This is a genomic window from Bradyrhizobium sp. Ken64 (assembly GCF_055807555.1).
Window position 1 is genome coordinate 395,486 of the sequence record NZ_JBVVPA010000002.1, and the last position, 15,941, is coordinate 411,426.

General features: G+C 60.8%; 12 protein-coding genes and 1 pseudogene. 9 read left to right on the forward strand and 4 right to left on the reverse strand.

Annotated elements, in window-relative coordinates:
• The first annotated feature begins 286 nt into the window (after nucleotides 1–286).
• From AC0L2F_RS04975 to AC0L2F_RS04990, 4 genes are all read left to right on the forward strand, one after another.
• On the forward strand, nucleotides 287–943 hold the full coding sequence (locus tag AC0L2F_RS04975; RefSeq protein WP_473247686.1) for a hypothetical protein: 657 nt from the start codon (nucleotides 287–289) through the stop codon (nucleotides 941–943).
• Nucleotides 940–1,221, forward strand: coding sequence for an HGGxSTG domain-containing protein (locus AC0L2F_RS04980; RefSeq protein WP_473247687.1), 282 nt, complete (start codon nucleotides 940–942; stop codon nucleotides 1,219–1,221). Before AC0L2F_RS04975 ends, AC0L2F_RS04980 begins: the two co-directional genes overlap by 4 nt.
• Before the next feature lie 340 nt (nucleotides 1,222–1,561).
• Nucleotides 1,562–2,059: a hypothetical protein gene (locus AC0L2F_RS04985; RefSeq protein WP_473247688.1), complete on the forward strand. Its 498-nt coding sequence runs from the start codon at nucleotides 1,562–1,564 to the stop codon at nucleotides 2,057–2,059.
• A gap of 299 nt (nucleotides 2,060–2,358) precedes the next feature.
• Nucleotides 2,359–2,709: a hypothetical protein gene (locus tag AC0L2F_RS04990; protein WP_063993311.1), complete on the forward strand. Its 351-nt coding sequence runs from the start codon at nucleotides 2,359–2,361 to the stop codon at nucleotides 2,707–2,709.
• Nucleotides 2,710–3,266: 557 nt separating this feature from the next.
• Here the strand turns inward: AC0L2F_RS04990 and AC0L2F_RS04995 are convergent.
• Nucleotides 3,267–4,295 carry a lysozyme family protein gene (locus AC0L2F_RS04995; protein WP_473247689.1) on the reverse strand — a complete coding sequence of 343 codons (1,029 nt, stop codon included), beginning with the start codon at nucleotides 4,293–4,295 and terminating at the stop codon, nucleotides 3,267–3,269.
• 356 nt (nucleotides 4,296–4,651) lie between these two features.
• On the opposite strand from AC0L2F_RS04995, the gene AC0L2F_RS05000 reads away from it, so the two are divergent.
• Both AC0L2F_RS05000 and AC0L2F_RS05005 read left to right on the forward strand, forming a co-directional pair.
• Nucleotides 4,652–6,043, forward strand: a complete 1,392-nt coding sequence (locus AC0L2F_RS05000; RefSeq protein ID WP_063993313.1) for a serine hydrolase domain-containing protein — start codon at nucleotides 4,652–4,654, stop codon at nucleotides 6,041–6,043.
• 406 nt (nucleotides 6,044–6,449) lie between these two features.
• Nucleotides 6,450–7,454 (forward strand): hypothetical protein, encoded by a 1,005-nt coding sequence (locus tag AC0L2F_RS05005; protein ID WP_473247690.1) that lies wholly within the window; start codon nucleotides 6,450–6,452, stop codon nucleotides 7,452–7,454.
• 787 nt (nucleotides 7,455–8,241) lie between these two features.
• Here AC0L2F_RS05005 and AC0L2F_RS05010 read toward each other — a convergent pair.
• Nucleotides 8,242–8,523 (reverse strand): DUF3551 domain-containing protein, encoded by a 282-nt coding sequence (locus AC0L2F_RS05010; protein ID WP_007607565.1) that lies wholly within the window; start codon nucleotides 8,521–8,523, stop codon nucleotides 8,242–8,244.
• A 1,677-nt stretch (nucleotides 8,524–10,200) separates the two neighbouring features.
• On the opposite strand from AC0L2F_RS05010, the gene AC0L2F_RS05015 reads away from it, so the two are divergent.
• Nucleotides 10,201–12,042 carry a caspase family protein gene (locus AC0L2F_RS05015; protein ID WP_473247691.1) on the forward strand — a complete coding sequence of 614 codons (1,842 nt, stop codon included), beginning with the start codon at nucleotides 10,201–10,203 and terminating at the stop codon, nucleotides 12,040–12,042.
• Nucleotides 12,043–12,175: 133 nt separating this feature from the next.
• Here the strand turns inward: AC0L2F_RS05015 and AC0L2F_RS05020 are convergent, their stop codons facing one another.
• On the reverse strand, nucleotides 12,176–13,207 hold the full coding sequence (locus AC0L2F_RS05020; protein WP_473247692.1) for a serine hydrolase domain-containing protein: 1,032 nt from the start codon (nucleotides 13,205–13,207) through the stop codon (nucleotides 12,176–12,178).
• A 259-nt stretch (nucleotides 13,208–13,466) separates the two neighbouring features.
• On the opposite strand from AC0L2F_RS05020, the gene AC0L2F_RS05025 reads away from it, so the two are divergent.
• Both AC0L2F_RS05025 and AC0L2F_RS05030 read left to right on the forward strand, forming a co-directional pair.
• On the forward strand, nucleotides 13,467–13,757 hold the full coding sequence (locus tag AC0L2F_RS05025; protein WP_473247693.1) for a hypothetical protein: 291 nt from the start codon (nucleotides 13,467–13,469) through the stop codon (nucleotides 13,755–13,757).
• A 193-nt stretch (nucleotides 13,758–13,950) separates the two neighbouring features.
• Nucleotides 13,951–14,374: pseudogene (locus AC0L2F_RS05030) on the forward strand (bleomycin resistance protein).
• Between the two features lie 182 nt (nucleotides 14,375–14,556).
• On the opposite strand, the gene AC0L2F_RS05035 reads toward AC0L2F_RS05030, so the two are convergent.
• Complete coding sequence (locus AC0L2F_RS05035) at nucleotides 14,557–15,747, reverse strand: lysozyme family protein (RefSeq protein ID WP_473247694.1); 1,191 nt, start codon at nucleotides 15,745–15,747, stop codon at nucleotides 14,557–14,559.
• Between the last annotated feature and the right edge of the window lie 194 nt (nucleotides 15,748–15,941).

The window sequence follows — 15,941 nt, forward strand, 5'->3', positions numbered from 1 at the left end:
TAGCCGGCACTTGCGAAATCAAGGACTTGCAAGAACAAGGAATCGCACGAACAAGAACTTGCACGAACGAGGATTGCGCGCTCTGCAATCTTCGTTTGACTCGTCGGGCAAAACACTGGCAGAATACCATCATCGCAACATTCGCCAGCGTCCACGCCGCCCGACTACGGGGCGCCTCGCGGCAATTGCGCGTAAGCCCTTCATCAACATCTCGAAAATCCCATAGGCGCGCAGCGAGCGATCGATGTCGCGCGCAATGAGCCCGCGCGGGCAAAGGACACAGCACATGACGACATCTGCGAAACGCCACAGCACGCTGCCGGTTGCGGCAAACGATCGCAGCGGCCCCGCCGCGAGCCCGCGGGTCAAGCTCTACAAGCGGCGGATTGCGATCCGCCATGCCGACCCGCAAGCCGGCGAACGGTTACTCGCCGAGGCGCTCGGCGCCGCCGACCGCGACGCGCTGCATGGTCTGCTCAGCCAATTGGTGAAGGCCAGCGTGATCGGGCGCAAGCCCGATGAAGCCAACCTCGCCTTCCTGATCTCGCTGGTGAAGAATATCGCGCCGAAGGACTCGATCGAAGCCATGCTCGCAGTGCAGATGGTGTCCGTTCACGCCGCAGCGATGCGCTCCGCCTGCCGCCTCGGCCTCACCGACGACATTCCGCAGCAGGAGATCCTCACACGCGCCCTGACCCGGCTGGCCCGCACCTTCGCAAGCCAGATCGAGGCACTGAGCCGGCACCGCAACAACGGCGAGCGCGCGATCACGGTCCGGAATTTGTCGGTGCAGGACGGCGGCAGGGCGATCGTGGGCAACGTCACGCAACACGCGAGCATGATCGTCGCGGAGCCGAACGTTGCGACGGCCGCAGGACCAGTCCCGCCGCGCGACGCCGGCGAATACGAACGGGCCGAATCCAGACACGGCGCCAGCGCATGAGCGGCGATCACATCCGCTACACGAGCGCGATGTGGACGAGCCCGCGTTGCGGCGCCGAAACGCGACGCGGCACCACCTGCCGCGCGCCCGCAGTGCACGGCAAGTCCCGCTGCCGCATGCACGGCGGCGCACGGAAATCAGGCGCGCCGAAGGGAAATCAGAATGCGCGGACGCATGGCGCATTCACGGGCGATGCCGTCGCGGAACGAAGGCAGGTTCGCGAGGTGCTGGATGATGCGTTGAAGCTACTTGGGGAGCTGTCGTCGGTTGCCGAATAGATTCTCAAGGCAAGCCAGCGTAGATCGCAATCGTTGTTGACGGACACGCTTGCAGAGACCCGCAACAGATGCCCTGTAGACTTGCACCGTGGGTCATTTCTTAAGTCTGTGAGGGCTTTGGTCCGCTACGCCATCACGAGCGGACAAGCTCGGCGCCAGCGTGGAAGTCGGCTGAGGGTCACAAGCGGTCTTCAACCGCATGCACACGGCGGTGTCGGCTATGGGCCAAGAGCGGAAGTCAATTTCAAGCGCCCAACAAAGGTAAGGTGTGCTGGTTGATTGACCGGCTGAAACCTGCAACGGTCATTTGCTCAACCCCTCGTTGATCGGAGACGAGCATATGGGTCAGACATTGGAGTTCTTCTGCTTCATCGCACTGCTAGGGCTCGCGTCTGGTGGCTCTGCATTAGCAGCAGATCCGCCGAAGGAAGGCAGCTACGATTACACGGCCTGCTGGTCCGGCGCGAACAACGTGATTGCGTTCTCAAAAACCCACACTGCATCTAGTTTTGAAATGACCGGCACTACCCGCAGCAATCCTCCCGAGGGCATGTTTGATAAGAACACCTTCCGATGCGTTGGCATGAACGCTTCGCTTGACGGAAAATTCACAGGGTCCACTGTGTGCGAGACGGTAGATGTCGACGGAGACAAACGCCTGGCATATTTCTCGCTCGCAAGTGACGGCAGTCTCACCCGAGAAAACGTTTCAGGCACCGGAAAATACGAAGGCATGAAGGCAAGCGGCACAGTCCACCCCTTAGGGCCTTTTCCGGTCGTGAAAGCGGGAACGTTTCAGGACTGCAATCATCAGACCGGCACCTACAAGCTGAAGTAAGCCAGAAGCGACATATCCGCTTTTGGTCGGGCATGTTGAAAGTCCTCTTTCCGATAGGAATCGATTTTATAAAGCCGCTGATACACCTGGCGTCAATCAGGCTCTGGGACTGCTTCAATCTGAGCGAATGCCTTTGCCCGAATTATGGGACCCGAAGGTATTCCACGACGAAGCGTCGAACGATTGTTGCTTTTGCGCTCATCGCCGAATCTCAGCTGTAATCGCTATCTTGTTTTCCGGGTGCCAGCCATATCCGCGTCAAGTCTGCGGACAGCGGTTAAGATCGCGGAGGCAATGAGATGTTTTCAGCAAGAGCCGCTGCCATGTTGCTTGGCTTAACGATGCTACTGACGCCGGTACTTGCACGTGACGATGGCCGATACGACCACTCTCCGCTGAAGTCGTGGTTTGAAAGCTTGCAGAGCGAATTTGGAAAGTGCTGTACCGATGCCGATGGATATATCGTGTCCGATGCCGATTGGGAGTCCAGTCGGGGCCGTTACCGCGTCCTCATTGACGGCGAATGGGTGCTCGTACCTGACGGTGCGGTTGTCACACAACCAAACCGCTTCGGCCGTACAATGGTCTGGAGGCATTACATAGACGGCCATCCGCGCGTCCGATGCTTCATGCCTGGCATCATGACTTGACTTCACTTTCAAGGTGCTCCCGACATCGCAATTCGCGACGCCGCGCAATTTCGCGCCAAGACCTACCCGACCTCTTTCACGGCGAAAAACCGCGCGTCTATCCAGACGCGGCAAGGCTGTCTACGATCGCGATCAAGAGAATAATGACACTTACTTCGTCTTCTGCGGCGAGGTCATGTTCGTCTTTACCAAGACGCCGGCGGGGTTCCTTTTTACCGATGTCGGCGCGAATGACTGATCAGGCAACAATGCTATCCACTGCTGCCGACGTATGATCGGCGCCTTGCTCGGCGACGTATTGGATACCGCAACCCGGGCGATGGGCCGCACTCGTCAACGGAAAGACTCACCGCGAGCACAACGAGTCGGCTCGGCTCCCCATTAACGGACACGCAACGGACAGCGGCGACTTGGCCTTCGAGTCACAAGCGGTCCTCACCACCTGCGCCCGGCGGGTCAGCGATGGGACCTGAGCGGACTTGGTCTACCCAGCAGGGTCTGTTTCGCCACGGCGGCTAAAGGCAATGCAATCGTGGCAAGGCCCCGCGGACACGGAATTATTGGCTTGCTGCGGCAGCAGCGGTCGCCGCATATTTCGTGTAGAAATCGGCGACCCGGCCGCGCCACATGCCGACGAACGCCTCTGACGTTACGTTGTCCACCGATTTCCAGGTGCGCTTGAACGCGGGAAGTACATTGCCCCAGATCGCGCGTTTGCACCACCTCTCGCCCTTCTCCTTGCCTTCGCTGGTGGCGCACATGGATTTCCAGGCGGTGCGAGCGGGCCGGCTGATGTGCTCAGCGGCGCCTTCCCAGCCCTGCTGATGGATCAGGTAAAGATCGCTCATGTCCGGCGTCCGGTGCGTGATCCACTCGAACTGGACGCCTTCGGTAATGATTTTGTAGGCGGCCGCAACGGCGTTGTCCCGCGGATTGCGAATCTGCCCGAAGCCGAACTTCCCGAACTCATAGAGGCTCAGTTGAAACAGGCCGATATAGGACCCGGTACGTTGATTGGGGTTAAAACCGGATTCGATCTTGGCAACCGCCATCATGAAATTGAAATCGAGACCAAACGCGTCGGAGACGCGTTTGATCTCCTCGGCCGGCGTTCCGACCGGAATGTCCTTGAACGCACGCAAGACGATCTCCGCCGGTTTGTCGACGGGCGGCAGTTCGGACCAGACGTAGTAGACCAGATAGCGGAAATCCTGCGTCGACGCCCCTTTCGGAGCATCGTCAGACGCACCGCGTTCTGCCAGCACCGGCCGGACGATATCCTGTCCCAACGACGCCAATTTCGGTGCGACGGGTTCATCGACGATCTCGGCTCCGGTGCTCAACGATCCGGAACGTGCTGACGACGCCGCACCAAGCTCTGCTCTTTCTGCTCGAAGCGCTGCCGCAAGTCTGGCGGATGCCTCGGCGTACAAGGTAGGCGTCACCATATGCGCAGGAGCCATCATGTTCGCTGCCGCTTTCGGCGTGCCGTCCGGCTCCGTCGCAGCCGGCTTGTTTCCGCCGGCCAGATAGAGTCCCACGGATCCGATGACACACAGGATGAAGCTGCCCTGCAAACCCTTCATTGCCCGAGGTCCACGGATGGCTTCTCTACGAAGGGTGTCCGCATGTTTCCTGCGCCCCGTGGTGAGCCTTCTTCGTAAAATCTTAAGGTTTAAATGTGGTGAACGAGAGCAGACTTTCTGCCTCGCCACGTATGATCACAAGTGGCACCTGGCGGGAGACGCCCGCGGGTTCGGCTATGGGTCACAAGCGGTCCCCACCGCCTGCGCCCGGCGGATCAGCTATGGGCCAACAAGAGACGTCGCTATGAGAACACGTTGGCGGGAATCCAAAGAATATACTTCAATAGGCGTTCTGCCGAGCTCCCTTGATGAGTATTATGCTGCGATCAGGTCAAGCTCGCAGTGCGTGGGGTCCAATGTATATTCGCCAGATTGTTTTCGCCGTCGTGCTGCTCGGCGCTTTGGTTTGGTTCGGGCCTGCTACAGCTGAAGATGGCTTCCCAGCAGCGGAGTGGGAGCGCGTCGCCCCCGCAGAATTGGGCTGGTCAGAGACCGAATTGGCCCAAGCGCGATTCTTTTCGGATCAGATTCACTCGAGCGCGGTTGTGATTGTTCAGCACGGAAAGGTGGTGGCCGAGTGGGGCAATACGACGAAGCCAATGGAACTCGCTTCAATCCGCAAGAGCCTGCTCAGCGCCCTGATCGGCATCGCAGTGTCGGATCACCTGATCAAGCTCGACAGCACGCTTGGCGAACTCGGCATCGACGATAATCCGCCTGGTTTGACCGGGATAGAGAAGAGCGCGACGGTGCGCGAACTCCTCGAAGCGCGTTCCGGGGTCTACCACGCGGCGCTTTATGAGACGCCGGACATGGCCAAGATGAGACCGCCGCGCGGCAGCCACCCTCCCGGCACCTTCTGGTATTACAACAATTGGGACTTCAACGTGCTAGGCACGATCTACGAGCACGCAACTGGCACCGACATCTTCGAGGCGCTCGACCAAAAGATCGCAAAGCCAATCGGCATGCAGGACTACCGGCAACAGGATGGCAGCTACGTCCGCGGCGAAGCGTCTATCCACCCCGCCTATGCGATCCGCATGAGCGCACGGGACTTGGCGCGTTTTGGACTTCTCTATCTACATAAAGGCAATTGGGCCGGACACCAGATCGTGCCGCGGGAGTGGGTGGAAGAGAGCACGCGCAGCTATTCGAAAGCAGTGTTCGGGATGGGCTATGGCTATCTCTGGTGGATCGGTTTTCTGGGTGGTGACGTTGCGCCTACGGTGACTTTGCCCGAGGGCAGCTTTATGGCCCAAGGTGCCGGCGGCCAATACGCCTTAGTCGTACCCGCACTCGACCTTGTCGTGGTTCATCGTGTCGACCGCGATGCGCCTTACGTTGAACCTTCATTTCGTAACATGGCCAGGCTCTTTTGGCTCATCCTGAAGGCCGATGGCTATAATCCGGGACCCGACGCCTCGCTCTCCGCAGCAACCGGCGAAAGACCGAGAGGTGAGACCTTGGCCGCAAATTTCAAGGGCAAGACGATCAGCTTCGGTCCGAAGCTCAAGAATGGTCCGTTATCCATGCGATTCGAGCCCGACGGCCGGATGACTTATCCGCACTGGGACGAGTCGTTTGGACCTGCAACCGGGACATGGGCCGTCGCGGGGGATAAGCTCTGTATCTTGATCTCGGCTGCTAGACGTCGTTGCTACATCCCAGTGCTGAACGGCGAGCAGATTGAGTTGTTCGACGAGCTTGGCGTCATGCAAATCGCCGGGGTGGCGCTGCCTCAGTGATCTGCAAGCAGCAATCGGCTCGCGACGTCCGTTCAGGGTCGATAGCGCCGGTTTCGGCCGTGGGCAGTCAGGGCCGGTCTACCTTCAACTTCGGACATGACCGAGCACCGCAAGGGCAATTGCGACGGGGCCACTTCCAGACATCGCCGATGGGTATATAGAATCATCGTCCACCCTGGAGCACAGCCAAGTGGCCCGAATAGAAACCTTCGTATGGATCGTAACGACTTTCATAGTCATTTTGGCCGCCACTCCACTACGGGCTTTGGCAACACCAGAAGCGTCTGCATGCGGGTACCTCGCTGGTCTAGTCGATAAGGCACAGCCAGGGCCGTTGTTTTTGCCCAGCTATCCGACCGTGGAATCGGGGCCTCTCCATGGCGCCGCATACCTTTATGACAATGCGGTGGCCGCCATCGCGTTGGTCGGTTGCGGTGAGCGAGACAAAGCAAATCGGATCGGCGCGGCGATTCTCTGGGCCGTCGATAACGACCGGACCTGGCATGATGGACGGCTCCGAAACGCTTACGCCGCGGATGTGGTGGCGAATGACTCCGCCAAGCTTCCGGGTTGGTGGGACAATACTCGGAACGAATGGTTGGAGGATCGATATCAGGTGGGCAGCGATGTTGGTAACATGGCATGGGCCATGTTGGCGTTGCTGTCGATTGATGATGCGAACACCGGCTCCCGGTTCCGCGATGGGGCAGCGCAGCTCGGCGCTTGGGTCGCGCAATGGGCCGATACGCGCGGTACTGGCGGTTTCACCGGAGGTACGTTTGGGCACGAACCGACGCCGGAAGTGCGGACGTGGAAATCGACTGAACATAATACTGACCTCGCCGCCGCATTTGGCCTTCTTGCGATCCGTACAGGCGATTCGCGCTGGCGCGATAAGGCAACGGTTGCCGAGTACTTTGTAAATACGATGTGGGATCCGGGGTGCGCCTGTTTCGCCGCAGGGACCGCTGAAGACGGTGTCACGCATAATCAGATTTTGGCTCTGGATGCCCAGATCTGGCCCTTGACAGCGCTTCACGGAGCGGCCGGGAAATTTGCATCGGCAATGACGACCGCCGAACAGCGAATGAGTGTCGGCGGAGGCTTTTCTTACGGTGAAGACCGGGACGGTGTGTGGACCGAAGGTACGGGCCAAATGGCTCTCTTGATGAAATTGCTCGGCAAGACCAAGAGGGCAGAATCGTTGATCGCTGTCATCGAATCCCAGAGGTCGCCCGATGGTGGGTTCTATGCCACGACTGTCCGCGCGTTACCGACGGGGTTCGTGTTGGACACCGACCCGACCAAGCCGCGAAACTATTTCCGATTGTCACATCTTGGCGCAGCTTCGTGGGCTGCCCTCGCGGAACGTGGGTTCAATCCCTTTACGATGACAAAAGGACTTCCCTAGCTGAGCCGCAGTGCTTCTCGTCTCGGCCGTTTCGGTCTGTCTTGATGTCGATATGTCCGCTCAGGGTCACAAGCGGCCCTCCACCGGTTGCGCACGGCAGGTCAGCTACGAGCCAACAGCGGAAGGTCGCCCGTCCGAGTCTTCAATCGCCTTATCGACACGAGTCGACATGTTGATTCAAATCAATGGCTGTCCCGACGCTTCGGGATCAATTGCCGCGCGGATACCATTTCATCCTCACGGGAGACGAGCATGCGGATGTTGGCTGTCGCTGCTGTCCTGAGTCTGACGCCGGTTACGGCCCTCGCCGTCTCCGAGTGCCGTGTCACCGGTCAGCCGTCCGTGTTTGGCGTTGACATGACGGCTTACTTCGCAGTCAGGTCGGGGGAAACGTGCAATTTCCCGATGCGAATTCCGGGAGCGATGCATAGCTCGGGCGTCTCGCAGAAGCCTGCGCACGGGACGCTCAGACAGATCAACGTAACGACGTTCAGGTACACCGCAGCATCCGGTTACAAGGGCAACGATACGTTCGCCATCTATGGTGAAGGAAAGGGCCCATACGGGTCAGGCAGATCGGTCATGACCGTGAATGCGACGATAGAGTAGGAAACGAACCGGCGTCGGTTGACGTCCGAGTTGGGTCAAAGGCTCGCTTGGCGCTTCATCCGCAAGCTTCCGTTCGCTTCCTGTAAGACCGACATGCAACTGAGCCGCGTCGATGGAAGCGATCGGCCACAGGCGAAAGCCAGGCATGATGGTAACGGTCAGAACCCTCCTGAACGACTCACGATCCCGGCTCGCATCGACGTCCCCGAGAGTCACATGCTCTCCTGCGCGGCGCCTGCTGCTGGAATCTCGCGCGTGGATTGATATCGCAATAGGTGGTCCACCGTCCGGATGCCGATGCCAGGCACTGCTCTCTCGTCTCATACATACACTCCCCGGGAGCGCCAGCATGGCCACCAAAGACGCACCAGGGATAGTCACGGTCGGCCTCTGCTGCTGAAGAAAGTCCCATCACCAGGAAGCCGATAAGCAAAGCGAGTCGCATTCGACCCTCCATCATGTAAAGCCGACGGACTATAGAACGTCCCGAAAAGCAAGTGGATCCTCAAAAGGCCATCCGTAAGCCGACAGCCATCAGACAATTCTGGCGCTTGGTTTGGACGCTCCCGGATGTCCGTTCGCCCCTCAACAGCAGTACAAAAGCGGACATGGCCGGAGGTCGCCCAAGGCCCCCAAGCCGCCCCTGGCCGCGCCCCACAATAGCCGCAGACTGCGCTTTGGGCGCAGGAAGCGGTGTTCTTGGAACCTGCATCACGGCGCAAGCGCGTCGAAGCCGCCGGCTCTCCTCGAGGGCCCCGCTCGGCCCGGCTGCCAATGCCCCACAGCTCCAGATAGGCGCCGCGCGCCCAAGCGCCTGCACGCGAATGGCGTGCTCTCGCCGAGCATGAGGATGTCGTGCCTGCATCGAACCGTGGTGCTGTTGCTGGAGCCGGGTTGGGCGCGCGCCGAAAAATTCTCAGCGCGTCGGCCCGATGAGGCCGCACAGATCAAGATTATCGTCATCTCTTAGGAACGGCGGCAATTAGCTAGGGTTTGACGAACACAACCTCAAAACGGAGTTGACGATATGCGAAAGACAATTTTCTCGGTGGCGATGTGCGCCATGCTTGCGGGTGCCTCGATCGGCTTCGCCCACGCGCAGGCTGGCGGCGGTGCAGGTGGAGGTGCTGGCGCTGGGGGAGCCGGCGCGGGTGCGGGAGCCGGCGCAGGAGCAGGCGGAGCGGGCATGGGCGGAGCTGGGTCCGCGGGATCGGCCGGCGGCACGAGCGGCTCGGGAAGCGGCGCTGGCGCTAGCGCCGGCGCAAACAGCGGCGGAACGAGCGGCGGCCAGGGTGGCCCGCAAAAGGTTCGTCCGGGCGCGAGCCAGGATCCCACTGGTCGGTGACATTTTGCCTCGTCACCGACACGAAGGAGGCTGCTGGGTCCCTGCTCGGCAGCTTCTTTCAAAGGCACGCTGTGATTAGTGCAGCGGATGCGGGGTCTCTTGCCCGAGGCCCCGCTATCTGCCTGGGAATAGATCAGGAACAGTCGAGGTCAAACTATCGGAGCAACCCGATAGCCTGGGTGGTCGTCGCAAGCGTCGTGATCGCGGCGATCGCCGCCGTTTTCTACAGTACTGGCAACCACACCACCGCATCTAACCAGCCCAGCGCGCCCACAACGAAGACTACCTCGACGAACCCGTCCGCAACGACCGGGTCGGGCGCCGTTCTCCGGCAACTGCGCCATCCACCGCCCTTGCAAATTCCGGGACCGGATCGAAGTAGCTAGGCCAAGACGCCGGTCGCGTGCTGTGGGCTCAGTTCATTGGGAAGCGTCGGCGGGCGTGTCATCGAGCAGCGAACGAGCCAGGTGAAGGCCCAAGCGCCTTGCACATTCTGGGGGAGATGAGCGCTGGGGCCAAGGGCCTCTCCGGGATATAGGCAGCCAGGTCGCCTTCGGGTCATTCGCGTCGGTTTAGTCCTCCCGCGACTGACTGCCGGTCAGCCCCCATGAGCGGACATCTTCGGTTGCCCATCGCAAGGTCTCAAGCGGGCCGCGAGCCACCATCGTAATTCGCTTGCAGGCCAGATCTCAACGAACTTTGGGTCCCGCGGCCGTGTGATGAACGTCACTGATCTTAGTTTGCATTCGACCATGCTGCGGATAATCTCACGCTATTGCATCGGGGGCTGGGATGCGGCTTCGGCTGTTTGTTTTACTAATTCTTGCGGGCTGGCTTGCGACTGGGCTTGGGACCGGCTCTGCGCAGGCGGAGAAGCGCGTCGCGCTCGTGATGGGCAACTCGGCCTACAAGAATGTGGCGAGGCTCTCGAACCCCGCGAACGATGCCGCGCTGGTCGGCGGCATGTTCAGGAAGGCCGGGTTCGATACGGTCGACATCAAGCTCGACCTGAACGTCGCCGAGATGCGCAAGGCGTTGCGCGATTTTGGCGGCAAGGCGCGCGAGGCGGACGTTGCGGTGATCTATTATGCCGGTCACGGCATTGAGCTCGACGGGACCAACTACCTGATCCCCACTGACGCGACGCTGGAGACCGACAGCGATGTCCTCGACGAAGCGCTGCCGCTGGATCGGGCCCTTTTCGCCGTCGAACCTGCCAAGCAGCTTCGGCTCGTCATTCTCGATGCCTGCCGCGACAATCCGTTCGCTAAGACGATGAAGCGGACCATTGCCGCCCGCGCCATCGGCCGCGGCCTTGCCAAGGTCGAGCCGACCAGCCCGAACACCATGATCGCCTTCGCGGCCAAGGCAGGCTCCACCGCCTCGGACGGCGACGCAAAGAACAGCCCGTTTGCCACCGCTCTCGTCGAACGTTTGCCGATGCCGGGGCTCGATCTTCGCAAGGCGTTCGGCTTCGTGCGCGACGACGTGCTCAAGACCACCGGCTACAAGCAGGAGCCGTATGTGTACGGCTCGCTCGGCGGCGATGACGTTTCGCTGGTGCCGGCCATCAAGCCGGCGGCAGCGCCGGGCCCGCAAGCCAGTCCCCAGGATGGCGTGCGCCGGGACTATGAGTTGGCGCTCCAGGCCGGAAACCGAGACGCCTGGGAAGCCTTCCTCCAGGCTTATCCGGACGGGTTCTATGCGGGCCTTGCCCGCGCGCAACTGAAGAACGTGGCAGCCGAGGAGGCGCGCGCAGCTGCGGCCACGAAGGCACGCCAAGCCGAAGACGAAAAGGCAAGGCTAGCCGCCGAGCGCGCCAACAAGGCCGAACAGGAGAAGGCCGCTGCCGCCGCCAAGGCCGCCGAGAACGCCCGGCTTGCCGCCGAAAAGGCCAAGCAGATCGAGGAGGCCAAGGCGGCCGCCGCCGAGCTGCGCCGGAAGGACGCCGAGGCCGCCGTGGCCAAGGCGCTGGCCGATAAGCAAGCCGCCGAGAAGGCGCTCGCCGACAAGATCGCCAGCGAAAGGGCAGCCGCCGAGAAGCAGCAAGGTGCGGACAGCGCACAGAAAGTCGCGGCCCTTGCGCCAACTTCATCGCAGCCCACGGTCTCCCCCGCGGAGACGGCGAGGCTGATGCAGTCCGAACTGCGCCGCGTCGGCTGTCTGGCGGCATCGGCAGACGGCGACTGGAATGCGTCATCGCAGCGTTCACTGACTCTCTTCAACAAATATGCGGGAACGAAGTTCGACGCCAAACTCGCGAACGTCGACGCGCTCGACGCCATCAAGGCCAAGCCGGGCCGGGTCTGCCCGCTGGTGTGCGACCAGGGCTTCAAGGCCCACGGCGATACTTGCGTGAAGATCGCATGCCGCGCCGGATATCGCGTCAACGACGATAACGAATGCGAGAAGGTTCCGGACAAGAAGCCGGTTGCGACCCGCGAGGACAGCAAGCCACGAGACAATGAGCGCAAGAAGGTTGAGTCCACACCGTCAAAGCCGCAGGCGTCTGGTCAAATGATTTGTAACAACGCGGGCTGTCGGCCGGTGAGACCCGGCTGTCGAATCGGAACCCAAAAGTTTGGCAGCGCAGTCTCCATGGTAGGAGGGGGACAAGCAGAAGTCTGCGATTGAGCCGCGTCCGCGACGCAACCATTCTCTGCAGACCAAGCTGTCTGCCGCGATGGGCAGACGCCCGTCGGACCCTGCTCGACTTCGCAGCTGGGCCATAAAGCGGACCAATGCGACGTACGTCGGCGCTCCCAGTTCAGGCAGGAGGCGAGATCGCCCGCAGGACGTCCCTGAAGACGGAGAACTGCGCTTGAAAGGCGCGCGGGCTGTAGTCTTGGTAATATCCCGCGGTCACCGCCACGATCAGATCGAGCTCCGGCACGATGCGGATCGACTGTCCGCCGCGACCGAGTGCGCCAATCCAGTCGATCTCACGCCCATTGACCTTGGCGCGGCCAAGCCACCACAGGTACCCGTAGGATTGACCGTCGGTGGCCTTGAACTTGAATGCCGTCGATTCCGCGATCCATGCCTTCGAAACGATTTGACGTCCGTTCCAGCGGCCGCTGGAGAGGACGAGCTGGCCGATTTTCGCCATGTCGCGCGGCCGCAAGTGCAATCCGCCGCCGGCGTCCGCTTCGCCCCAGTACCGATCCCACGCCACGCGCGTGATGCCCAGAGGCTCGAACAGGTTGACGCGGACAAATTCTTCGAAGGGAATGCCGGTAGCATTGCGCAGGATTGCCGACACCAGTGCGAGCGCTCCGGTGTTGTAGAAGAACTCCTGTCCCGCCGGGGCGGTGACGGGGAGACCGAGGACATAGCGACAGGGATCCCACGCAATACGCATGCGCGCCTCGTCGTTGTTATAGTCCCCAGTGGCCGGAGTCGCCTCCACCCACTTCAGACCCATCGACATTGTGAGCGCGTGCACGAGCTGAATGCGGTCCTTCTCAGGGGATCGCAAGTCCGACAATTCGGGGAAGAAGTTGAAGATCGGCTCTTCGACGCCAGGTATTAGCCCGCGATCGATCGCGATGCCCATTGCGAGTGACAGGACGCTCTTCGAAGCCGATTTCATGATGTGGAGCGTATCGGCATCAAAAGTAACGTATTCCAGCCGGTGGCCGAAAAAGCGGCCGGGGACCTCGTCGTTGCCCCTGAAGTAGCGCTCGAACACCAGCTTGCCGCCCCGTGCGAGCAGGACGGCGTGCACGTCGGCGCTGCCCGCGAGCCGATCGGCCATCCCGCACAGAGCGTTGCGGTCGATGAGCTTGTCCTCGTCCATAGAAGTGGGGAGCCAGCCGTCATCTCGCGCGTCTGGGATACCGCAGCCGCCAAGTTCGGCCCCGAACACACGAGAGGCGGAGAGTGGCGCCAGCACAGCTCCTCCGAGAAGTGAAACGAATTGACGCCGTCTCATTCTCCTCGCAACCCCTCTGACGAGCATCAAGATACATAACACGCTGTTGTTGAGTAGCAAATACTACTCATGCCGAGGTCGGCAATGGGTCACAAACGGCGCTGGCCGCCAAGCTGGTGAGGCTATGGCTCTCCTTGGCGGTCCCGTCGCACAACCGATCAACGTAGGCTCGCCTCCCGGCAAGCTGCCGACGACATTTCGCGTAACCGTCCGGGATCAGGAGAACCGCGTCGTGCATGATCAGACCGGCAGTTCGGACGGGATCGTCGCATCAACAGCTATCTCCCGCGCTCGTGAACTCGCCTTGTTGCCGCTGGATGAGGGTCTCTACACTCTGAGCATTACGCCCTTGATAGAAGTGTCGGCATTAGCTCCATTCCGGACCGAGATCGAGTTCACTTACTCGGGAAAATAGTCGTGGTGCAGGCAGCGGTCCAAGTCAGCTATGGGTCACTAGCGGTCCTCCACCGGCTGCACGCGGCAGGTCAACTACGGGCCACACGCACTCGCAGAGGATCATGATAGATAGCCCCTCACGAGAGCGGCATCGGCCCTGCCGCGGTTCGCTAAACCAAGAGCGTGAGGAATGCCGAGTGATGGGAATAACGATGGATAGATTGCCTAGTGGCGGCTTTGCTCGGCTTGTACCCGAGTTTGACGTATTCGACCTGGAACGCAGCAAGAATTTTTGGTGCGACATACTTGGCTTCCAGATTGCCTATCAAAGGCCTGAGAATCTCTTCATATACATCGAACTACAAGGGGCACAGGTCATGCTGAATCAGAGAAATGGGCAACTGGGAAACCGGGCCTCTGGAGCGGCCGTTGGGGCGCGGGATTAATTTTCAAATCTCCGTCGACTCTGTTGCTCCTCTTCTGGATGCACTGAAGCAGCACAAATGGGCTCTCTTCAGAGAGTGTCATGACGCATGGTATCGGATCGCCGGAGAGGAGCGCGGCAACAGGCAATTCTTGGTCCAAGACCCCGATGGTTACCTCCTGCGGTTCGCTGAGGATTTGGGGAAGAGGTAACCACGCTTTCGAAAGAGAGCCGCGTCAAGTGGCCCGTCCGCTCCGGGCCAGAAGCGGACTTCGTCTACGCAGCTTCACTTTCCTCCCCAAGCGACTGATCAGGCAACGATGTAAAGTGATCCGCGCGACCAGCGACGGTGAAGCCCCGCTCGCCCGCGGGCGCGGCAACTCCTGCTAACCACTCAACGGACATTCACTGGTGCCTGCGCCCGCTCGGCGTCGGCGGTCGCGGTGCCCATGTATTTCGATTGGAAATGAGCAACCCGCTCGCGCCACATTCCGACGAACGCCTCCGACGTCAGCTTCTCCACGGATTTCCACGCCTCTTTGACAGCCGGAAGCGTATTGCCCCAGATCGCGCGCCTGCACCATTTTTCGCCCTTCTCCCTGCCTTCGCCGGTGGCGCACATCGATTTCCAGGCGATGCGATTGGGTTGGCTGAGGTGCTCCGCGGCGCCTTCCCAGCCCTGCTGATGGATCAGGTAAAGATCGTTCAAGTCCGGGGTCCTGTGCGTCACCCACTGGAATAGAATGCCTTCCGTGATGACCTTGTAGGCTGCAGCAACGGCATTATCGCGGGGATTAAGAATGTCTCCGGAGCCGAATTTTCTGAACTCGTATTTGCTCAGCTGGAACAGCCCGATATACGACCCGGTGCGTTGCTTGGGGTCGAACCCGGACTCGACCTTGGCCACCGCCTTCATGAAAGCGAAATCCAGACCGAAAGCGTCGGACGCTCGCTTGATCTCTTCCACCGGCGTTCCGACCGGGATGTCCTTGAACGAACGCAAGACGATCGCAGCCGGCTTCTCGGCAGGCGGCAGTTCGGACCAGACATAACAAATGAGATACCGGAAATCCTGCGGCCCCGTGCTGGAGGCACCGCCGGATGCACCGCACGTGGTCGGCGCCGGCTGGGCGACATCGTGGTGGCCCAGGTCCACCGAGTCTTGCGCAGGCGGTAAATCGGCCGACAGCGTTTGCGACGGATCGGGCAACGCGGCCACGACGATCGATTCCGATTTGTCCGAGGCCACCGTCACGTCGGTGGCCGTCCCTGCCGCGGGCTCAGCGGCCGTCGCCACTTCGGCGCTAGCAACAGCGGCGTTCGCGGGCCCGGTGTTGCCCATTGCGATTGCCTGCGGTTCATCCGCGAGCCTCGCGCTGGCGGCGAGGGATGCTGCGCGCTGCTGGATTGTCACCGCGCGGGAGTTTTCGGTGCCCGCCGGACCGAAGCCAGCCAGCCAGCCAACGATCCACCCCGCGAGAACGACCGTTCCGCAAAACGTCGGCGCCACTATCGCAAATCGCCGCGGGTTCATGATGCCGTCGCCCCCATAGGCTCCACCGGAGCGTGTAGAAAAGCCAAGCATGCGAAGAGGCTCATCCTTGGGATCAATGTGGGCCGCGCAATGGCGCGAACGGCCGCTCGTCAATTTTTCCGAAACGTGTTGCCCGATTGCAACGCGTCGATCACAAGCCATTGCGCCCCTCTCAGCGGCAACTCGCACGGTCATTGTGAGTACCGTCCAATTTTCGACCCACTGCGACCAGATTTGGAGGAGAG